Source organism: Caballeronia sp. AZ7_KS35, from assembly GCF_023631045.1.
GTDB classification, from domain to species: Bacteria; Pseudomonadota; Gammaproteobacteria; order Burkholderiales; family Burkholderiaceae; genus Caballeronia; species Caballeronia zhejiangensis.
The window spans coordinates 16,212-36,718 of record NZ_JALQDV010000020.1 but is presented as its reverse complement, the minus strand read 5'-3'; the positions used below and the strand labels follow the sequence as shown (position 1 = coordinate 36,718).

Sequence of the window (20,507 nt, the reverse complement as noted above, 5' to 3'; positions counted from 1 at the left end):
CGGCCGAGTCGATTCGGCCCCTCACAGTAGAGACGGTGTCCCCATGAACGATCATCAGCAGCCGGCAGCCGGTTCGCTTCCCGCCGCGCAGGGCATGTACGACCCTGCGAACGAACACGACGCGTGCGGCGTCGGTTTCGTCGCCCATATCAAGGGAAAAAAGAGCCACGAGATCATTCAGCAGGGTCTCAAGATTCTTGAGAATCTCGATCACCGCGGCGCGGTCGGCGCCGATCCGCTGATGGGCGACGGCGCCGGCATCCTCATACAGGTGCCGGACGGCTTCTATCGCGAAGAAATGGCCAAGCAAGGCGTGACGTTGCCGCCTGCTGGCGAATACGGCGTCGGCATGATCTTCCTGCCGAAGGAGCATGCATCGCGTCTCGCATGCGAGCAGGAACTGGAGCGCACGGTCAAGGCCGAGGGCCAAGTCGTGCTCGGCTGGCGCGACGTGCCGGTCGATTCCACCATGCCGATTTCGCCGACCGTGAAGGCGAGCGAGCCGCTGATCCGCCAGATTTTCATCGGGCGCGGCAAGGACATCGTCGTGACGGACGCGCTCGAGCGCAAGCTGTACATCATCCGCAAGACGGCGAGCCATCGCATCCAGGCGTTGAAGCTAAAGCACGGCAAGGAATACTTCGTGCCGTCGATGTCGTCGCGCACGGTCGTCTACAAGGGTCTGCTGCTGGCCGGCCAGGTCGGCGTGTATTACCGCGATCTGCAGGACGAGCGCGTCGTGTCGGCGCTCGCGCTCGTGCACCAGCGCTTCTCGACGAACACGTTCCCCGCGTGGGAACTCGCGCACCCGTATCGCATGATCGCGCACAACGGTGAAATCAACACCGTGAAGGGCAACGTCAACTGGCTGAACGCGCGCACCGGCGCGATCGCGTCGTACGTGCTCGGCGACGATCTGCCGAAGCTCTGGCCGCTGATCTATCCGGGCCAGTCCGACACGGCTTCGTTCGACAACTGTCTCGAACTGCTCGTGATGGCCGGCTACCCGCTCGTCCACGCAATGATGATGATGATCCCGGAAGCGTGGGAACAGCACACGCTGATGGACGACAACCGCCGCGCGTTCTACGAATACCACGCCGCGATGATGGAACCGTGGGACGGCCCCGCCGCCATCGCGTTCACGGACGGCCGCCAGATCGGCGCGACGTTGGACCGTAACGGCCTGCGTCCGGCGCGCTATCTCGTCACCGACGACGATCTCGTGATCCTCGCGTCGGAATCCGGCGTGCTGCCTATTCCCGAGTCGAAGATCGTCAAGAAGTGGCGTCTGCAGCCGGGCAAGATGTTCCTGATCGACATGGAGCAGGGCCGCATCATCGAGGACAAGGAGCTGAAGGACAACCTGTCCAACGCGAAGCCGTACAAGAGCTGGATCGACGCGGTTCGCATCAAGCTCGACGAGATCGAGCCGAAGGCGGAAGACGTCGAAACGCAGCGCCGCGAAGCCGCCGCACTGTTGGACCGTCAGCAGGCGTTCGGCTACACGCAGGAAGACCTCAAGTTCCTGATGGCGCCGATGGCGCAATCGGGCGAAGAGGCCGTCGGCTCGATGGGCAACGACTCGCCGCTCGCGGTCATGTCCAACAAGAACAAGACGCTCTACAACTACTTCAAGCAGCTGTTCGCGCAGGTGACGAACCCGCCGATCGACCCGATCCGCGAAAACCTCGTCATGTCGCTCAACTCGTTCATCGGCCCGAAACCGAACCTGCTCGACACGACGAACATCAACCCGACGATGCGCCTCGAAGTGTCGCAGCCCGTGCTCGACTTCAAGGACATCGCGAAGATCCGCGCGATCGACAAGTACACCGGCGGCAAATTCAGCTCGTATGAGCTGAACATCTGCTATCCGGTGGCGTGGGGCAAGGAAGGCATCGAGGCGCGTATCGCGTCGCTGTGCGCGGAAGCCGTGGATGCCGTGCGCTCCGGCTACAACATCCTGATCGTGTCCGACCGCAAGATGGACCGCGACAACGTCGCTATCCCGGCGCTGCTCGCCACGTCCGCGATCCACTCGCATCTCGTCGCGCACGGTCTGCGCACGAGCACGGGTCTCGTCGTGGAAACGGGCTCGGCGCGCGAAACGCATCACTTCGCGCTGCTCGCGGGCTACGGCGCGGAAGCCGTTCACCCGTACCTCGCGCTGGAAACGCTCGCCAACATGGCCGAAGGCCTGAAGGGCGATCTGTCGGCGGACAAGGTCATCTACAACTTCACGAAGGCGGTCGGCAAGGGCCTGTTGAAGGTCATGTCGAAGATGGGCATTTCGACGTATATGTCCTACACCGGCGCGCAGATTTTCGAAGGCGTCGGCCTGTCGTCGGAACTCGTCGAGAAGTATTTCAAGGGCACGGCGACGAAGGTCGGCGGCATCGGCATCTTCGAAGTGGCGGAAGAAGCGATTCATCTGCATCGCGAAGCGTTCGGCGACAACCCGGTCCTCGCGAACATGCTCGACGCGGGCGGCGAATATGCGTATCGCGTGCGCGGCGAAGAGCACATGTGGACGCCGGATGCGATCGCCAAGCTGCAGCACTCGGCGCGCAGCAACTCGTATCAGACGTACAAGGAATACGCCCACATCATCAACGACCAGACGAAGCGTCACATGACGTTCCGCGGTCTGTTCGAGTTCAAGGTGTCGCCGTCGAAGGCGATTCCGCTCGATGAAGTCGAATCGGCGAAGGAAATCGTCAAGCGCTTTGCGACGGGCGCGATGTCGCTCGGCTCGATCAGCACGGAAGCGCACGCCACGCTCGCCGTCGCGATGAACCGCATCGGCGGCAAGTCGAACACGGGCGAAGGCGGCGAGGACGAAACGCGTTATCGCAACGAACTGCGCGGCATTCCGATCAAGAACGGCGACACGCTGCAATCGATCATCGGCAAGGAAGTCGTCACCGACATCCCGCTGAAGGAAGGCGATTCGCTGCGCTCGAAGATCAAGCAGGTCGCGTCGGGACGTTTCGGCGTGACGGCGGAGTATCTGTCGTCGGCGGACCAGATCCAGATCAAGATGGCGCAGGGCGCGAAGCCGGGCGAAGGCGGTCAGCTGCCGGGCCACAAGGTGTCCGAATACATCGGCAAGCTGCGTTATTCGGTGCCGGGCGTCGGCCTCATTTCGCCGCCGCCGCACCACGACATCTATTCGATCGAAGACCTCGCGCAACTCATTCACGATCTGAAGAACGTGAATTCGTCGTCGAGCATTTCGGTGAAGCTGGTGTCGGAAGTCGGTGTCGGCACGGTGGCCGCGGGCGTTGCGAAGGCGAAGGCGGATCACGTTGTGATCGCGGGCCATGACGGTGGCACGGGCGCATCGCCGCTGTCGTCGCTCAAGCACGCTGGCACGCCGTGGGAACTCGGCCTCGCCGAAACGCAGCAGACGCTGGTGCTGAACCGTCTGCGCGGGCGCATTCGCGTGCAGGCCGACGGTCAGATGAAAACCGGCCGCGACGTCGTGATCGGCGCGCTGCTCGGCGCGGACGAATTCGGCTTCGCGACGGCGCCGCTCGTCGTCGAAGGCTGCATCATGATGCGCAAGTGCCATCTGAACACGTGCCCGGTCGGCGTCGCGACGCAGGACCCGGTGCTGCGCGCGAAGTTCTCGGGCCAGCCGGAACACGTCGTCAACTTCTTCTTCTTCGTTGCGGAAGAAGTGCGCGAAATCATGGCGCAGTTCGGTATCCGCAAGTTCGACGACCTGATCGGCCGCGTCGATCTGCTCGACATGAAGAAGGGCATCGAGCACTGGAAGGCTAAGGGCCTCGACTTCTCGCGCATCTTCTATCAGGTGCCGGTGGGCGAAGACGTCGCGCGCAAGCACGTCGACGTGCAGGATCACGGTCTCGACAAGGCGCTCGATCACGTGCTGATCGAGAAGTCGAAGGCGGCGATCGAGAAGGGCGAGCATGTGTCGTTCATCCAGCCGGTGCGCAACGTGAATCGCACGGTCGGCGCGATGCTGTCCGGCCTCATCGCGAAGACGCACGGTCACGACGGCCTGCCCGACGACTCGATTCACATCCAGTTGAAGGGCACGGCGGGCCAGAGCTTTGGCGCGTTCCTCGCGAAGGGCGTGACGCTGGATCTCGTCGGCGACGGCAACGACTACGTCGGCAAGGGCCTGTCGGGCGGGCGCATCATCATTCGCCCGACCAACGACTTCCGCGGCAAGTCCGAGGAAAACATCATCTGCGGCAACACGGTGATGTACGGCGCGATCGAAGGCGAATCGTATTTCCGCGGCGTCGCGGGCGAGCGCTTCTGCGTGCGCAACTCGGGTGCGACGGCGGTCGTCGAAGGCACGGGCGATCACGGCTGCGAATACATGACGGGCGGCACGGTGGTCGTGCTCGGCGAGACGGGCCGCAACTTCGCGGCGGGCATGTCGGGCGGCATCGCGTTCGTGTACGACCCGGAAGGCGCGTTCGCCGGCAAGTGCAACAAGTCGATGGTCGCGCTCGATCCGGTGCTGCAGCAGGCCGAACAGGAGCGCACGGTGGATCGCACGCTGTGGCACGCCGGCAAGACCGACGAAGCGCTGCTCAAGGGGCTGATCGAGCGTCACTTCCAGTTCACCGGCTCGCCGCGCGCGAAGTCGCTGCTGGAAAACTGGGATTCGGCTCGCCGTCAGTTCGTCAAGGTGTTCCCGACCGAGTACCGTCGCGCGCTCACCGAAATGGGCGCGAAGAAGGGCAAGGAAGCGGTCGCGGCTTAAGCCTCGTTCAATCAGACAGACGCGCGCTCCGGGAGCGCGCGCGATCCTCACCAAATACAGAGAAAGAAATGGGCAAGGCAACCGGTTTTCTCGAGTTCGAACGCCGCCACGAGGCGTACGAAGCTCCGCTTACCCGCGTCAAGCATTACAAGGAATTCGTCGCCGCGCTGACCGATGAAGACGCGAAGGTTCAAGGCGCGCGCTGCATGGACTGCGGCATTCCGTTCTGCAACAACGGCTGCCCGGTCAACAACATCATTCCGGACTTCAACGATCTCGTGTTCCAGCAGGACTGGAAGAGCGCGATCAACGTGCTGCATTCGACCAACAACTTCCCGGAATTCACGGGCCGCATCTGCCCGGCGCCGTGCGAAGCGGCGTGCACATTGGGCATCAACGACGATCCGGTCGGCATCAAGTCGATCGAGCACGCGATCATCGACAAGGCTTTCGCCGAAGGCTGGGTCGTGCCGCAACCGCCGAAGCACAAGACGGGCAAGAAGGTCGCCGTCGTCGGTTCGGGGCCCGCGGGTCTCGCGGCCGCGCAGCAACTCGGACGCGCGGGCCATGAAGTCGTCGTGTTCGAGAAGAACGATCGCATCGGCGGTCTGCTGCGTTACGGCATCCCCGATTTCAAGCTGGAGAAGTGGCTGATCGATCGCCGCATGCGTCAGATGGAGGCGGAAGGCGTGTCGTTCCGCACGAACGTGTTCATCGGCAAGGATGCGCTGCCGGAATACATCGCGAATACGGCGAAGGAAACCATCACGCCCGACGAGCTGAAGGAACAGTTCGACGCGGTCGTGATCGCGGGCGGCTCGGAAACGCCGCGCGATCTGCCGGTGCCGGGGCGCGAGCTCGAAGGCATCTACTACGCGATGGAATTCCTGCCGCAGCAGAACAAGGTCAACGCGGGCGACAAGCTGCCGGATCAACTGCTCGCGAAGGGCAAGCATGTCGTCGTGATCGGCGGCGGCGATACGGGTTCGGATTGCGTGGGCACGTCGAATCGTCATGGCGCGAAGAGCGTGACGCAGTTCGAACTGCTCGCGCAGCCGCCCGAGGAAGAGAACAAGCCGCTCGTGTGGCCGTACTGGCCGATCAAGCTGCGTACGTCGTCGTCGCATGAAGAAGGTTGCGAGCGCGACTGGTCGGTTGCGACGAAGCGCTTCGAAGGCAAGAACGGCAAGGTCGAGAAGCTGATCGCCGTGCGCGTCGAGTGGAAGGGCGGCAAGATGCAGGAAGTGCCGGGTTCCGAGTTCGAGATGAAGGCCGATCTCGTGCTGCTCGCGATGGGCTTCACGCAGCCGGTGTCGCCGGTGCTGGATGCGTTCGGCGTCGAGAAGGATGCGCGCGGCAACGTGCGCGCCGCGACCGAAGGCGACAAGGCGTATTACACGTCGGTCGATAAAGTCTTCACCGCCGGCGATATGCGTCGCGGGCAGTCGCTGGTCGTCTGGGCGATTCGCGAAGGACGTCAGTGCGCACGATCGGTGGATGCGTATCTGATGGGATCGAGCGAGTTGCCGCGGTAAGCGTCGCTCGACGCTTCATGCAAAAAGGCCACGCGATCGCGTGGCCTTTTGCTTTTGAGCGCGGACGGGTCAAACCTCCGCCATCGCCCTCTCGATCTCGATCTTGTAATCATGGAACATCGCGACCGACTCGCGATGCGCCACGCTCACAATCGCCGCCTTCGGCAGCCGCTCGACCAGCATGTTGTAGATATGCAGCTCGTTCTCGGCGTCGAGCGCGCTCGTGGCTTCGTCGAGGAACACGAAGTCCGGCTTGTGCAACAGCACGCGCGCGGCAGCAAGCCGTTGCTGCTCGCCCGGCGACAGACTCCGCGCCCAATGCGCGCTTTCCTCCAGCCGATCCGCATACGCCTCGAGATTGCACAGACGCAGCGCGTCGCGCGACTCTTCAACGCTGAACGTTCCGCCCCCCGACGGATACGAAAGCGCCGCGCGCAACGTGCCGATCGGCAGATAACTCATCTGCGGGACGAACATCATCTTCGCGTCGACGGGCGCGTCGATCGTGCCGTCGCCGAACGGCCAAAGACCCGCGAGCGCGCGCATCAACGTGCTCTTGCCCGAGCCCGATGGACCGACGACCAGCCAGCGCGAACCCGGCTCGATCGACACGTTCGCCACGCGCGAAAGCGGCGTGCCGTTGGGCAGCGCGAGCATGAGCCCGTTGGTCGTGAGCGACGGCGTGCTCGTGTAGTGCAGGTTGATGCCGCCGCGCTCCGTCGCCGGCGACGTTTCTTCGCGGATATGCGTCGAGCGCATTACGCGCTTGAATTCGCGCAGACGATTCACGGTCGCGCGCCATTCGACCAACGTCGAATAACTGTTGATGAACCACGAAAACGAATCGCTGACCGTGCCGAACGCCGATGAAATCTGCATCAGCACGCCAAACGAAAACGCGCCCGCGAAGTAGCGCGGCGCGGCGACCATGATCGGGAAAATGATCGCGATCTGCCCGTAGAACGACAGCACGAAGGTCATGCGCTTCGTGTACTTCATGATCATCCACCAGTTGTCGCGAATGCGCTGGAAGATGGTCTTTGCGTTCGCCGTTTCGGTCGCGATGCCGTCATAAAACGCAATCTGTTCGGCGTTCTCGCGCACGCGGATCAGGCCGAAACGGAAATCGGCCTCGACCTTCTGCTGCTGATAGTTGATCGACACGAGCGGATGCCCGACCTTCTGGATGATCAGCGAGCCGAGAATCGCGTAGAGCGCGGCGGCCCAGACCATGTAGCCCGGAATCGTGATCGGCGTGCCGCCGAGCGAGAAGGTCAGCGCGCCCGCGATGGTCCAGAGAATCGTGATGAAAGTGACGAGCGTGACGAGCGTCGAAAGCAGATCGAGCGAGAGCGAAAGCGTGGTGGTGGCGAAGGATTGCAGGTCGTCGGAAATACGCTGGTCGGGGTTGTCGGCGAGGCGGTCGCGCTCGATGCGGTAGAACGCCTTGTCACCGAGCCATTGTTCCAGAAAGCGGTTGGTGAGCCATTGACGCCAGCGAAACGCGAGCATCTGCCGCAGATATCGACCGTACACCGCGAGCAGGATGTACGCGAACGCGAGGCCCGTGAAGATCAGCAGCAGATGCGGAAAGTCCTTGACGTTCTTGTTCTGCAGCGCGTTGTAGAAGTCGGCGTTCCAGCTGTTGAGCCGGACGTTGATCCACACAACGGTCATGTTGATCGCGATGATCGCGACGAGAAGGCCCCACGCGAAGCCGCGCTCCTCCGACACCCAATAGGGCTTGATGAGGCTCCACGCCGAGACTTCGTCGGCCTTCTGCTGCGTGCTATCGGTATGGGTGTTGGTCATGAGCTTCCTGCTGATGCGCCTCGTGGCGCCCGATTGTTACGTCCGCGGCCGGGCCGCGCGCGGCGTTTTCCGGCTCCGCAGATTGTTCCGGGGTTCGCTTAACGCTCACTTAATTTCGGGCGATCGTCCTGCGAACCATGTTCGCGGCATTGTGCCAGAGTGCCGCCGCGCACGATAAAAGGCGGGGAATCCCGGTTTGCAGCGCCTTCGCCTTTCATGTTTTAATGACCCTCGACGAAACAGGGGTGCTTCGCGTGCATCGGCGGCCGGAACGGTCGGCAGCGCGGCGAGGCTGAGAGAGACCCTTTGCACCCGATCCGGGTAATACCGGCGAGGGAAGTTTCCGGAGACCGCGCGAGCCTCGCGCCATTCCTCCAGTCTCTTCCAGTCCTTTCTTCGCGCCCGGCGCGCTTCATGCGCTGCCGAGCCGGTCTCTCCCGCTGATTTCGTCCTCGTGATGTGGCGCCGCGCCAGCACGATCGGGATCGCGTCTTTCGTCTCCATCGTGCAGCGCAGCGTTACGCGTATGGAGACATCGAATTGATGAACAGAATCGATCAGGGCGCCGCGCGCCGGCCGGATTTCGCCGTCGTCGGCGGCGGGCTCGTCGGACGGCTCGTCGCCTGGCAACTCGCGGGCGCGGGTCACGACGTCGCGCTTTACGAACGCGGCGACGCCGCCGGCACGCAGTCGGCCGCGTGGGTCGCCGCCGCCATGCTCGCGCCGCTCGCGGAAGCGGCGAGCGCGGAGCCGCTCGTCGTCGGGCTGGGGGCGGCATCGCTCGAACGCTGGCCTGAACTCATCGCGCAATTGCCCGAGCCGGTTTTCTTTCAGCGCAACGGCACGCTCGTCGTCTGGCACGGCGCGGATCGCGCCGAAGCGCCGCTCTTCGAACGCCGTCTCAAGGCCAATTCGCCCGCCGATCTGCTCGACGGCGGCTTCGTCAAGCTCGCGGGCGCGCAAGTCGCGCAAGCCGAACCGGCGCTCGGAACGCGCTTCGCGCAGGGCTGGCTGCTGCCGAACGAAGGCCAACTGGACAACCGTCAGGCGCTTGGCGCACTCGCCGCCGGACTTGCCGAGCGCGGCGTGCGTACGCACTGGAACACCGCCGTCGATGCGATGCCCGACGCGCGCTGGATCATCGATTGCCGCGGCCTCGGCGGCAAGCCCGCGTGGCCCGCGCTGCGCGGCATTCGCGGCGAGGTCGCGCGCGTGCACGCGCCGGGCATCGGGCTGACGCGGCCGGTGCGGCTCTTGCATCCGCGCTATCCGCTCTACATCGCGCCGAAGGAGAACGATCTCTACGTGATCGGCGCGACGGAAGTCGAGGGCGAGGACATGTCGCCCGTGAGCGTACGTTCGGCGCTCGAGCTGCTGAGCGCCGCGTTCGCGGTGCATCCGGGTTTCGGCGAGGCGCGCATCCTCGAACTGAACTCGCATTGCCGGCCGACCTTGCCGGATCACCGGCCGGCGATCGTCTGGGACGGGGCGCGGACCTTGCGCGTGAACGGCTTGTACCGGCACGGCTTCATGATCGCGCCCGAAGTCGCGGATGCCGCGTGCCGTCTCGCCGACGCGCTCGCTTCCGGCGATATCGCCGATGCCGAGGCCTTCTCCGATTTCCGCAGCGCCGCGCGCTGGCCCGAACTGCTGCACGGCGAGTTCGCGGTTGCGCCAGCGCTCTAGTCATCAGGAAACAACCATGAACATCCACATCAATCAGCGCGTCTTCGATTTGCCCGACGCCACCACCGTCACCGACGCGCTCGCCGCGTTCGGCGCGAAACCGCCGTTCGCGGTCGCGCTGAACGGCCAGTTCGTCGCGCGCGGCGAACACGCCACGAAAACGCTCGTCGCAGGCGACAAGCTCGACGTCGTGTCGCCCGTCGCGGGCGGCTGAACTCCGAACCGAAGGATCGAACCATGACCATTTCCACCGCCGACGTCCTCACGCTCTACGGCGAGACGTTTCCGAGCCGCGTGCTGCTCGGCACGTCGCGTTATCCGTCGCTGCAATCGCTTTCCGACTCCATCGACGCCGCTCGGCCGGGCATGGTCACGGTCGCGCTGCGCCGTCAGTCGGAGACCGGGGAAGCCGGCTTCTTCGATGTGCTCAAGCGCCACGGCGTCGCGCTTTTGCCGAACACGGCGGGCTGCCAGAGCGTCGACGAGGTGCTGACGACCGCGCACATGGCGCGCGAAGTGTTCGAGACGCCGTGGATCAAACTGGAATTGATCGGCGACGACTACACGCTGCAGCCCGATCCGATCGGCCTCGTCGAAGCGGCGGCCAAGCTGATCCGCGATGGCTTCAAGGTGCTGCCTTACTGCACGGAAGATCTCGTCATCGGCCGGCGTCTGCTCGATGCCGGCTGCGAAGCGCTGATGCCGTGGGGCGCGCCCATCGGCACGGGCAAGGGCGTGACGAATCCATACGGGCTGCGCACCTTGCGCGAGCGTCTGCCGGATGTGCCGCTGATCGTCGATGCCGGTCTCGGCGTGCCGTCGCATGCGTGTCAGGTGATGGAATGGGGCTTCGATGGCGTGCTGCTCAACACGGCCGTCTCGCAGGCAACCTTCCCGCCGCAGATGGCGCGCGCGTTCGCGCTCGGCGTCGAAGCGGGGCGCACCGCGTTCCTCGCGGGCCCCATGGCCGAGCGCGACAGCGCGCAGGCGAGCACGCCGGTCGTCGGCATGCCGTTCTGGCATCAGGACGGAGGCGCGGCATGAGCTTGTTGAATCGTGAAGTGTTCTGGCCGCCGGCGGACGAGCTGACTGAAGTCGCCGAGCGGATTCGCGCGCGTCTCGGCGAATGGCCGACGGCGGAAACGCGCTGGCGCATCTGCCTGACCGCGCCGGAATCGCCGCAGGCGAGCGACATCATCGTGTTCAACGAGCCGCACGATGTGGCCGCGAACGGCGCCGCGGCAATCCTCGAAGCGCATGGCGATCGCGTCACGCTGCGTCGTGGCGACGAGCGTTTCGCGCTCGAAGGCGAATGGTCGGATGATTGGCTGTCCGCGCTCGCCGCTTTCCTCGACTGCAACTTCGAGCCGCACGACGCGCTGACGCTCGCGCTCGCCTGGCGCGCGGGCGATGAGAACAAGGACGACGCGTGGCCCGTCGAATTCGCGACGTTTCCGCGCGTCGCCGATCTGCCCGCCGCGCCCGAAGGCGGATTCCCGGCGTGCCCCGATCGGCTCGGCCTGTATCCGGTGCTGCCGAGCGCCGACTGGGTCGAGCGCGTGCTCGGTCTCGGCGTCCGCACGACGCAACTGCGCCGCAAAACCGCCGACGCCGCCGACTTGCAGCGCGAAATCTCGCGCTCGGTCGAGGCGGGACGTCGGCATGACGCACAGGTTTTCATCAACGATCATTGGCGCGAGGCGATTGCGGCGGGCGCGTACGGCGTGCACCTCGGACAGGAAGACGTGCAGACGGCCGACCTGAGCGCCATCGCGAAAGCCGGCGTGCGGCTCGGTCTGTCGACGCACGGCTATTACGAGATGTTGCGCGCGCTGCACTTCAAGCCGAGCTACCTTGCGCTCGGCGCCGTCTTCCCGACCACGACGAAAGTCATGCCGACCAAGCCACAAGGATTGGCGCGCCTGTCGCGCTACGTGCAACTGCTGTCGGGTCGGGTGCCGCTTGTCGCCATTGGTGGAATCGACGCCAAGGCGATGCCGGGCGTGCTGGAAACCGGCGTGCGCAGCGCGGCGGTCGTGCGCGCGGTCACCGAGGCACCGGACACAGCCGCGGCGGTTTTGTCACTGCAAAAAATGTTCGCAGGTCAACGGTGAAAAGTTCCAAAAGCAAGGGGATACACGCCTAGGCAAAGCACCGATTGCGCGCAGGCCCTATAATTCGGCCTCTTGCGCCAACGGAATCTCTTACCCAGTGCCTGCTTTCTCCGAGACTCTGCTAGAGCTACGCGACGTCGACTTCGGCTACGGCGACCGGCTCGTCCTGTCGAACCTGAACATGCGATTCACGCGTGGGCAGGTGGTCGCGGTCATGGGCGGCTCAGGCTGCGGCAAAACCACGACCTTGCGTCTGGTCGGCGGTCTCGTGAAGGCGAGTCGCGGCAAAGTCATGTTCGACGGACAGGACGTCGGTGCCCAGACGCGCGACGGTCTGTACGCGCTGCGCCGGAAGATGGGCATGCTGTTCCAGTTCGGCGCGTTGTTCACCGACCAGACGGTGTTCGAGAACGTCGCGTTCCCGCTGCGCGAACACACGGACCTTCCGGAAGCGCTGATCCGCGATCTCGTGCTGATGAAGCTGAACGCGGTCGGCCTGCGCGGCGCGCGCGATCTCGCGCCGTCGGAGATTTCGGGCGGCATGGCGCGCCGCGTGGCGCTCGCCCGCGCAATCGCGCTCGATCCCCAGTTGATGATGTACGACGAGCCGTTCGCCGGCCTCGATCCCATTTCGCTCGGCATCACGGCGCAACTCATCCGCACGATCAACGACGCGCTCGGCGCAACGTCCATTCTCGTTACGCACGACGTACCGGAATCCTTCGCGATCGCGGACTACGTGTATTTCATCGCGAACGGCGGCATTCACGCCGAAGGCACGCCGGCGCAACTGCGCGCATCGCAGGATCCGACCGTGCGCCAGTTCATCGACGGCACGCCCGACGGCCCATTCAAGTTCCACTATGCGAGCACGCCGCTCGCCGCAGATTTCGGCATCGGAGGGCAGGCATGATCAGCGCGCTCGGACGCTGGGTGCTCGACGGTTTCGGCACCGCAGGCTACGCAACGCGCATGTTCCTGCGCCTCGTGGTCGAATTTTTTCCGCTGTTGCGCCGCCCGCGCCTCGTCACGAAACAGATCCACTTCGTCGGCAATTATTCGCTCGTCATCATCGCGGTGTCGGGTTTGTTCGTCGGCTTCGTGCTCGGCTTGCAGGGCTATTACACGCTGAGCCGCTACGGTTCGGAACAGGCGCTCGGGCTTCTGGTGGCGCTCTCGCTCGTGCGCGAGCTCGGGCCGGTCGTCACGGCGCTACTGTTCGCGGGGCGCGCGGGCACGTCGCTGACCGCCGAAATCGGCTTGATGAAAGCCGGCGAGCAACTCACCGCAATGGAAATGATGGCGGTCGATCCGCTCAAGGTGGTCGTCGCGCCGCGCATGTGGGCGGGCATCGTCGCCATGCCGGTGCTGGCGGCCATTTTCAGCGCGGTCGGCATCATCGGCGGCTATGTCGTCGGCGTGATGCTGATCGGCGTCGATCCGGGCGCGTTCTGGTCGCAGATGCAAGGCGGCGTGGACGTGTGGCGTGATGTCGGGAACGGCGTCATCAAGAGCATCGTGTTCGGCTTCGCGGTGACGTTCATCGCGTTGTTCCAGGGCTACGAAGCACGGCCAACGCCCGAAGGCGTGTCGCGCGCGACGACGAAAACGGTCGTATATGCGTCGCTCGCCGTGCTCGGGCTCGATTTCCTGCTCACCGCACTGATGTTCAGCTAATGAACCAAGCGCAGGCGCCGCACGAGGCGCAGGCGTTGTGAAGGGCACAGACCGTCACGCGCCATCTGCGAAAAGATTCTCTTTGGGAAGACGATGAAAAAGACTGCTCTCGACTTTTGGGTCGGCCTCTTCGTGGTGCTCGGTTTCGTGGCGCTGCTCTTTCTCGCGCTGAAGGCGGGCAACATGAGCTCCCTGTCGTTCCAGCAAACCTACGCGGTGAAACTGAAGTTCGACAACATCGGCGGACTGAAGGCGCGCGCGCCCGTGAAGAGCGCGGGCGTGACGGTCGGGCGCGTCGGCAGCATCGGCTTCGATGCGAACACGTATCAGGCCGTGGTAACGATCGATATCGACAAGCAGTATCAGTTTCCGAAGGATTCGTCCGCGAAGATCCTGACTTCCGGCTTGCTCGGCGAGCAATACATCGGCCTCGAGCCGGGCGGCGACGATCAGATGCTCAAGAACGGCGACACCATCACGATGACGCAATCGGCCGTGGTGCTCGAAAACCTGATCGGCCAGTTCCTCTACAACAAGGCGGCGGATTCGGGCGCCTCGAAATCGTCGGGGGCGCCGGCTGTGCCCGAGCCCGCACCCGCGCCGGCTTTCCCGGGCGCGGCGAGCGCGATGGGCGCATCGGGTGCGGCGGGCGCGGCAGGTGCGGCAGGTGCGAGCGCCGCATCGGCCGCCGCTCAATAAGGAGAAGAACATGCAGGCGATTGGGATGCGGCGCGCAATCATGGTGGCGGGCGTCGTTGCGCTCACCGGTTGCGCGACGGTGACGACGCCGACCAAAGGGGACCCATTCGAGAGCTATAACCGGACGATGTTCACGATCAACGACACTGTTGATCAGTACGCGGTGAAGCCGGTGGCGAAGGGTTACGTGTGGCTCGTACCGGAGCCGGTGCGCAACAGCGTGACCAACTTCTTCTCGAATATCGGCGACGTGTACATCGCCGCGAACAATCTGGCGCAACTGAAAATTGCGGACGGCGTGTCGGACATCATGCGCGTCGCGATCAACACGCTGTTCGGCGTCGGCGGCCTGTTCGACGTCGCGACCATCGCGCGGCTGCCGAAGCATTCCGGCGATTTCGGGCTGACGCTCGGCCACTATGGCGTGCCGTCCGGTCCGTACGTGGTGCTGCCGCTGCTCGGGCCGAGCACGGTGCGAGATTCCGCCGGACTCGTGGTCGACTATTTCGGCAATCCGCTCACCTACGTGAGCCCGGATTCGGTGAGCTGGGCGCTCTATGGCGTGAACCTCGTCAACGTGCGCGCGAATCTTCTGGGGGCGACCGACGTGCTCGCCGATGCCGCGCTCGACAAGTATTCGTTCGTCCGAAACGCATACTTGCAGCGTCGTCAGTATCTGATTTCGGGCGGCGACGGCAGCATGCCGGACTACGGCGAAGCGCCGCTGCCGAATTACGGCGATGAAGGCACGGAAGGCGCATCGGCGACGGCGGCGCCTGCCGCGGCCGCATCGGCGGCTTCGGGTACGGCGGCGGCACCCGCACCGGCGAGCGGTAGCGCCAACACCGTGCCGGGCAACCAGTATGTTCCGCCGCGCGCGCCGCCGGGTTTCCCTTCATTCCGCTTGCGTTGAGCGGCCTGTCGCTAACGCGCGGTAACATATCTAACGATATTTCTTACGCTTTGGATGCCGCGTCGCCTGAACTCGAATCGGGCGGCGCGCTCAAACCGGAGCATCTACTTTTGCAGGGTCCGTGATGAAAAAATTCTTGCTTCTTCCCATCTTCGCGATGTTCGTCGCGTTTTGTGGCACAGCGTCGGCGCAAAGCGTCGATACGAGCTCGCCCGACACGATGATCAAGACGGTCACGCAACAAGTCCTCGACGAAATCAAGTCGGACTCGAAGATCCGCTCGGGCGACATCAACAAGATCACCGAGCTCGTCAATCAAAAGATCCTGCCGTACACGGATTTCACGCGCACGACGCGTCTCGTGATGGGCCGCAACTGGAATTCGGCGACGCCCGAACAGCAGAAGCAGATCGTCGAGCAGTTCAAGATGCTCCTGATCCGCACGTATTCCGGCGCGCTCGCGCAAGTGCGCGACCAGACGGTTCAATACAAGCCGTTCCGCGCCAATCCGGACGACACCGACGTCGTTGTCCGCTCGGTCGTGATGAACAACGGCTCGCCGGTCGAGCTCGACTATCGCCTGTACAAGACGGCGCAAGGCTGGCGCGTGTACGACATCAACGTGCTCGGCGCGTGGCTGATCCAGGCGTATCAGCAGCAATTCAACGAGCAGATTTCGCGCAATGGCGTGAGCGGCTTGCTGCAGTTCCTGACGCAGCGTAACGAGCAACTCGCGAGCGGCAAGGCATCGTGAGCACGCCAGCCACAGGCGGCCGTTTTCAGACGGCCGCGACGCTGACCCACGAGAGCGCGAAGGCCGCGCTCGAAGCGGGTCTGTCGCGCATCGCTGCGGGCGCGACCGAAGTCGATTGCGCGCCGCTCACGCAGTTCGATTCTTCCGCGCTCGCCGTGCTGCTCGCATGGCAGCGCGCAGCCACCGCGCGCGGCGCCGCGCTCGGCGTCGTCAATCTTCCTTCCGGGCTCGTCAGTCTTGCGCGAGCCTATGGCGTCGATACGCTCCTCTCGTTCCGACATTGATCCTGTTCTGACTCCGCGCAGAAGCGGCGGCGCTGCGTCGCCGCAATCAGGATCGCTCCGAAGTCGGCTCCAACGGCTTTGCCCTATAATCAAACGTTTTTTTCGCAGCCGCTCCCGGCCCTTTTTGTCTGAGGAAGGGAACGTCAGGCGAAAGTCCGCACAATCGAGGCGCGGCCGCACGAGGCGCGCGCACTGTCCATGTCAGCCATAGAAATCCGAAACGTCAGGAAGCGCTACAAGGATCTCCAGGCGCTCAAAGGCGTGAGCCTCACGGTGGAAGAGGGCGAGTTCTTCGGCTTGCTCGGCCCCAACGGTGCGGGCAAAACCACGTTGATCAGCATTCTGGCCGGTCTGGCGCGCGCCGATAGCGGCACGATCTCCGTGCGTGGCCACGATGTCGTCAGCGACTTCCGGGCCGCGCGCCGTGCGCTCGGCGTCGTGCCGCAGGAACTGGTGTTCGATCCATTCTTCACCGTGCGCGAGTCGTTGCGCATCCAGTCGGGCTATTTCGGCTTGCGCAACAACGACGACTGGATCGACGAGGTCATGGCCAATCTCGATCTCACCGAGAAAGCCGACGTCAACACGCGCGCCCTCTCGGGCGGGATGAAGCGCCGCGTGCTCGTGGCGCAGGCGCTCGTGCATCGGCCGCCGGTGATCGTGCTCGACGAGCCCACCGCCGGCGTCGATGTCGAACTGCGTCAGACACTCTGGAAATTCATCTCGCGCCTGAATCGCGAGGGCCACACGATCGTCCTGACGACGCACTATCTCGAAGAAGCCGAGTCGCTGTGTCATCGGCTCGCGATGCTTCGTCGCGGCGAAGTCGTCGCCCTCGAACGCACGAGCACGCTGCTGCAGCGCTTTTCGGGCATGCAACTGTATCTGCGTCTGTCGAACGGCGCGTTGCCGGCGGACTTGCGCGCGCTCGAAGTCGATCCGCACGCGGTGATGGGCGCGCAACATCTGCTGCGTCTCGCGAGCTATGACGACGTCGAGCCGATTCTCGCGAAATGCCGCGCGGCCGGCTGCACGTTCGATGAAATCGAAGTGCGCAAGGCGGATCTGGAAGACGTGTTCGTGCAGGTGATGAACGAGCCGGAAGTGGTCGAGGGACTTTCATGAGCGGCTTCCAGACGTTGTTCTACAAGGAGCTGCTGCGCTTCTGGAAGGTTTCGTTTCAGACGGTCCTCGCGCCGATCGTGACGGCGCTTCTGTACCTGACGATCTTCGGTCATGCGCTTTCCGGCCGCGTCGAGGTGTATCCCGGCGTCGGTTATACGAGTTTTCTCGTGCCCGGCCTCGTGATGATGAGCGTGCTGCAGAACGCGTTCGCGAACAGTTCGTCGTCGCTGATCCAGTCGAAGATCACCGGCAATCTGGTGTTCGTGCTGCTGCCGCCGATCGCGCATTGGGAGATGTTCTTTGCGTATGTGCTGGCGTCGGTCGTGCGCGGCCTGTGCGTCGGCTTCGGCGTGTTCGTCGTGACGATATGGTTCATCCCGATGTCGTTTTCCGCGCCGCTCTACATCATTGCGTTCGCGATCCTCGGTTCGGGCATTCTCGGCACGCTGGGTCTGATCGCGGGCATCTGGGCCGACAAGTTCGACCAGCTGGCCGCGTTCCAGAACTTCCTCATCATGCCGCTCACGTTTCTTTCAGGCGTGTTCTACTCGACACATACGCTGCCGCCCGTGTGGCGCGCGGTGTCGCATCTGAACCCGTTCTTCTACATGATCGACGGCTTTCGCTATGGCTTCTTCGGCCTGTCCGACGTGAATCCGTTGATGAGCCTCGGCATCGTCGGCGGATTTTTGGCCGTGCTGGCGTTGATCGCCGTGCGACTGCTCGCGAGCGGCTACAAGCTGCGTCACTAATTCTCAAGGAGACTTCCACCATGTTGCCGACTCCGGAGCAGGTGAAGGATTACATCGCCAAAGGCCTCGCTTGCCAGCATTTGGAAGTGGAGGGCGACGGCCAGCATTTTTTCGCGACCATCGTGAGCGACGCGTTCGTCGGCAAGCGGCTGATCGCGCGTCATCAACTGGTTTATGCGGCGCTCGGCGAGCGCATGAAACAGGAGATTCATGCACTCAGCATGAAGACCCTGACCCCCGACGAGTGGAAATCGGCCTGAGTCCACCCGGCGAAGCCAAATCAGGTCATACGACTCAACACACGTAACACCGGCATCACCGGAAAGACAAAGGCAGTAAAGAGTGCGATTCATTCAAGACAACGGCGGCGCTGAAAAGGGCACCGCAGGCAGCTCGGTCGAAGGACAAGCCATGGATAAACTGGTCATCACGGGAGGCGCGAAGCTCTCCGGCGAAATCACCGTTTCGGGTGCGAAGAACGCGGCGCTGCCGATTCTTTGCGCAAGCCTTCTCACCGCCGACGACGTCCATCTGTCGAACGTGCCGAATCTTCAGGACGTTCGCACGATGGTCAAGCTGTTGCGCCAGATGGGCGTGCAGTCCGAAGTGTCCGGCGACGGGCGCGTGAACCTCAACGCGTCGAAGGTCGACAAGCTCGTCGCGCCGTACGAAATGGTCAAGACGATGCGCGCGTCGATTCTCGTGCTCGGTCCGCTCGTCGCGCGCTTCGGCGAAGCGAAGGTGTCGCTGCCCGGCGGCTGCGCGATCGGCGCGCGTCCGGTCGATCAGCACATCAAGGGCCTGCAGGCGATGGGCGCCGAGATCAACATCGAGCACGGCTTCATCGAAGCGCGCGCGAAGCGTCTGAAGGGCGCGCGCATCATCACCGACATGATCACCGTCACCGGCACCGAGAACCTGCTGATGGCGGCGGTGCTGGCCGACGGCGAGACGGTCATCGAGAACGCCGCGCGCGAACCCGAAGTGAGCGACCTCGCGCATCTGCTCGTGAAGATGGGCGCGAAGATCGACGGCATCGGCACCGACCGTCTCGTGATTCAGGGCGTCGACAAGCTGCACGGCGCGAAGCACGACGTCGTGCCGGACCGCATTGAAGCGGGCACGTTCCTGTGCGCGGTCGCGGCCGCGGGCGGCGACGTCACGCTGCGTCGCGTGAGCTCGCATCTGCTCGACGCCGTGACGGCGAAGCTGCGCGAAGCCGGCGTGACGATCGAGGAAGGCGACGACTGGATGCGCGTGCGTATGGGCAAGCGCGCCGAGGCGGTGAATATCCGCACGTCCGAATACCCCGCGTTCCCGACCGACATGCAGGCGCAGTTCATGGCGCTCAACACGATCGCGAAGGGCACCTCGCAAGTCGTCGAGACGATCTTCGAGAACCGCTTCATGCACGTTCAGGAGCTGAATCGTCTGGGCGCGAGCATCACCATCGACGGCAACACGGCGCTCATCGCCGGCGTCGAGAAGCTGTCCGGCGCGAAGGTCATGGCGACCGATCTGCGCGCGTCGGCGAGTCTCGTGATCGCGGCGATGTGCGCGGACGGCGAAACGCTGATCGACCGCATCTACCATCTGGATCGCGGCTACGACCGCATGGAATCGAAGCTGACGGCGGTCGGCGCGAACGTGCGCCGCATCAAGGGCAGCGGGAGCGAGCAATGAGTTCGCTGCCGCAGACGTCGTCGTCGGTGCAGCCGAGCGCGCCCCTCACGCTCGCGTTGTCGAAAGGGCGTATCTTCGAGGAGACGCTGCCGCTGCTCGCCGCCGCGGGCGTGCAGGTGGCCGAAGATCCGGAAAGCTCGCGCAAACTGATCCTTCCGACGACGAATCCGAATCTGCGCGTGATCATCGTGCGCGCGACCGATGTGCCGACTTACGTCGAGTACGGCGCGGCCGATTTCGGCGTCGCGGGTAAGGACGTGCTGATCGAGCACGGCGGCAGCGGCCTGTATCAGCCGGTCGATCTCGATATCGCGCGCTGCCGTATGTCGGTGGCCGTGAAGAACGGGTTCGACTATGCGAGCGCGGTGCGCCAGGGCGCGCGTCTGAAGGTCGCGACGAAGTACACGGAAACCGCGCGTCAGCATTTCGCGGCGAAGGGCGTGCACGTCGATCTGATCAAGCTGTACGGATCGATGGAACTCGCGCCGCTCGTCGGCCTGGCCGATGCGATCGTCGATCTGGTCAGCTCGGGCGGCACGCTGCGGGCGAACAATCTCGTCGAAGTCGAAGAGATCATGCAGATTTCCTCGCGCCTCGTCGTGAATCAGGCGGCGCTGAAGCTGAAGCGCGCGGCGCTCAAGCCGTTCCTCGACGCGTTCGAGCGCGCGACGGTCAGCAAGGGAAATTAGGCGGGCCGCACGACGCGGCGCGCCAACAGCAAAACGG

General features: G+C 64.0%; 18 protein-coding genes and 1 riboswitch. Of the genes, 17 read left to right on the top strand and 1 reads right to left on the bottom strand.

Features of this window, described 5'->3' with window-relative positions; all coding sequences use genetic code 11:
• Positions 1–43: 43 nt before the first annotated feature.
• Together NCT05_RS15280 and NCT05_RS15275 are read left to right on the top strand one after the other, a co-directional pair.
• Positions 44–4,747, top strand: a complete 4,704-nt coding sequence (locus tag NCT05_RS15280; RefSeq protein ID WP_250440239.1) for a glutamate synthase-related protein — start codon at positions 44–46, stop codon at positions 4,745–4,747.
• Positions 4,748–4,815: 68 nt separating this feature from the next.
• Positions 4,816–6,282, top strand: a complete 1,467-nt coding sequence (locus NCT05_RS15275; protein ID WP_008344103.1) for a glutamate synthase subunit beta — start codon at positions 4,816–4,818, stop codon at positions 6,280–6,282.
• Between the two features lie 69 nt (positions 6,283–6,351).
• Here the strand turns inward: NCT05_RS15275 and NCT05_RS15270 are convergent, their stop codons facing one another.
• Entirely contained in the window at positions 6,352–8,094 is a 1,743-nt protein-coding gene (locus NCT05_RS15270) for an ABC transporter ATP-binding protein/permease (RefSeq protein ID WP_250502664.1), read from the bottom strand.
• Between the two features lie 231 nt (positions 8,095–8,325).
• Positions 8,326–8,450, top strand: a riboswitch (TPP riboswitch).
• A 187-nt stretch (positions 8,451–8,637) separates the two neighbouring features.
• Here NCT05_RS15270 and NCT05_RS15265 point away from each other — a divergent pair.
• From NCT05_RS15265 to hisG, 15 genes are all read left to right on the top strand, one after another.
• Positions 8,638–9,780 (top strand): FAD-dependent oxidoreductase, encoded by a 1,143-nt coding sequence (locus NCT05_RS15265; RefSeq protein ID WP_250502663.1) that lies wholly within the window; start codon positions 8,638–8,640, stop codon positions 9,778–9,780.
• Between the two features lie 16 nt (positions 9,781–9,796).
• Positions 9,797–9,994 carry a sulfur carrier protein ThiS gene (thiS, locus tag NCT05_RS15260; RefSeq protein ID WP_175983054.1) on the top strand — a complete coding sequence of 66 codons (198 nt, stop codon included), beginning with the start codon at positions 9,797–9,799 and terminating at the stop codon, positions 9,992–9,994.
• A gap of 23 nt (positions 9,995–10,017) precedes the next feature.
• Positions 10,018–10,824 carry a thiazole synthase gene (locus NCT05_RS15255; protein WP_008344109.1) on the top strand — a complete coding sequence of 269 codons (807 nt, stop codon included), beginning with the start codon at positions 10,018–10,020 and terminating at the stop codon, positions 10,822–10,824.
• On the top strand, positions 10,821–11,894 hold the full coding sequence (gene thiE, locus NCT05_RS15250) for a thiamine phosphate synthase (RefSeq protein ID WP_063936113.1): 1,074 nt from the start codon (positions 10,821–10,823) through the stop codon (positions 11,892–11,894). Before NCT05_RS15255 ends, thiE begins: the two co-directional genes overlap by 4 nt.
• A gap of 97 nt (positions 11,895–11,991) precedes the next feature.
• Positions 11,992–12,807, top strand: a complete 816-nt coding sequence (locus NCT05_RS15245; RefSeq protein ID WP_008344112.1) for an ABC transporter ATP-binding protein — start codon at positions 11,992–11,994, stop codon at positions 12,805–12,807.
• Positions 12,804–13,571 carry a lipid asymmetry maintenance ABC transporter permease subunit MlaE gene (gene mlaE / locus NCT05_RS15240; protein ID WP_008344114.1) on the top strand — a complete coding sequence of 256 codons (768 nt, stop codon included), beginning with the start codon at positions 12,804–12,806 and terminating at the stop codon, positions 13,569–13,571. Before NCT05_RS15245 ends, mlaE begins: the two co-directional genes overlap by 4 nt.
• 93 nt (positions 13,572–13,664) lie before the next feature.
• Positions 13,665–14,270 carry an outer membrane lipid asymmetry maintenance protein MlaD gene (gene mlaD, locus NCT05_RS15235; RefSeq protein ID WP_250502662.1) on the top strand — a complete coding sequence of 202 codons (606 nt, stop codon included), beginning with the start codon at positions 13,665–13,667 and terminating at the stop codon, positions 14,268–14,270.
• Between the two features lie 10 nt (positions 14,271–14,280).
• Positions 14,281–15,183 (top strand): MlaA family lipoprotein, encoded by a 903-nt coding sequence (locus NCT05_RS15230; protein ID WP_008344117.1) that lies wholly within the window; start codon positions 14,281–14,283, stop codon positions 15,181–15,183.
• A gap of 124 nt (positions 15,184–15,307) precedes the next feature.
• On the top strand, positions 15,308–15,937 hold the full coding sequence (locus NCT05_RS15225; protein WP_008344118.1) for an MlaC/ttg2D family ABC transporter substrate-binding protein: 630 nt from the start codon (positions 15,308–15,310) through the stop codon (positions 15,935–15,937).
• On the top strand, positions 15,934–16,221 hold the full coding sequence (locus tag NCT05_RS15220) for an STAS domain-containing protein (RefSeq protein WP_081851876.1): 288 nt from the start codon (positions 15,934–15,936) through the stop codon (positions 16,219–16,221). Before NCT05_RS15225 ends, NCT05_RS15220 begins: the two co-directional genes overlap by 4 nt.
• A gap of 198 nt (positions 16,222–16,419) precedes the next feature.
• On the top strand, positions 16,420–17,346 hold the full coding sequence (locus tag NCT05_RS15215) for an ABC transporter ATP-binding protein (RefSeq protein WP_008344124.1): 927 nt from the start codon (positions 16,420–16,422) through the stop codon (positions 17,344–17,346).
• Positions 17,343–18,098: an ABC transporter permease gene (locus NCT05_RS15210; protein ID WP_008344126.1), complete on the top strand. Its 756-nt coding sequence runs from the start codon at positions 17,343–17,345 to the stop codon at positions 18,096–18,098. The genes NCT05_RS15215 and NCT05_RS15210 overlap by 4 nt, the downstream gene beginning before the upstream one ends.
• Positions 18,099–18,118: 20 nt before the next feature.
• Positions 18,119–18,358, top strand: a complete 240-nt coding sequence (locus tag NCT05_RS15205) for a BolA family protein (RefSeq protein ID WP_008344127.1) — start codon at positions 18,119–18,121, stop codon at positions 18,356–18,358.
• 151 nt (positions 18,359–18,509) lie between these two features.
• Positions 18,510–19,781, top strand: a complete 1,272-nt coding sequence (murA, locus tag NCT05_RS15200) for a UDP-N-acetylglucosamine 1-carboxyvinyltransferase (RefSeq protein WP_008344128.1) — start codon at positions 18,510–18,512, stop codon at positions 19,779–19,781.
• Entirely contained in the window at positions 19,778–20,470 is a 693-nt protein-coding gene (gene hisG / locus NCT05_RS15195) for an ATP phosphoribosyltransferase (RefSeq protein ID WP_008344130.1), read from the top strand. Before murA ends, hisG begins: the two co-directional genes overlap by 4 nt.
• The last annotated feature ends 37 nt before the right edge of the window (positions 20,471–20,507 follow it).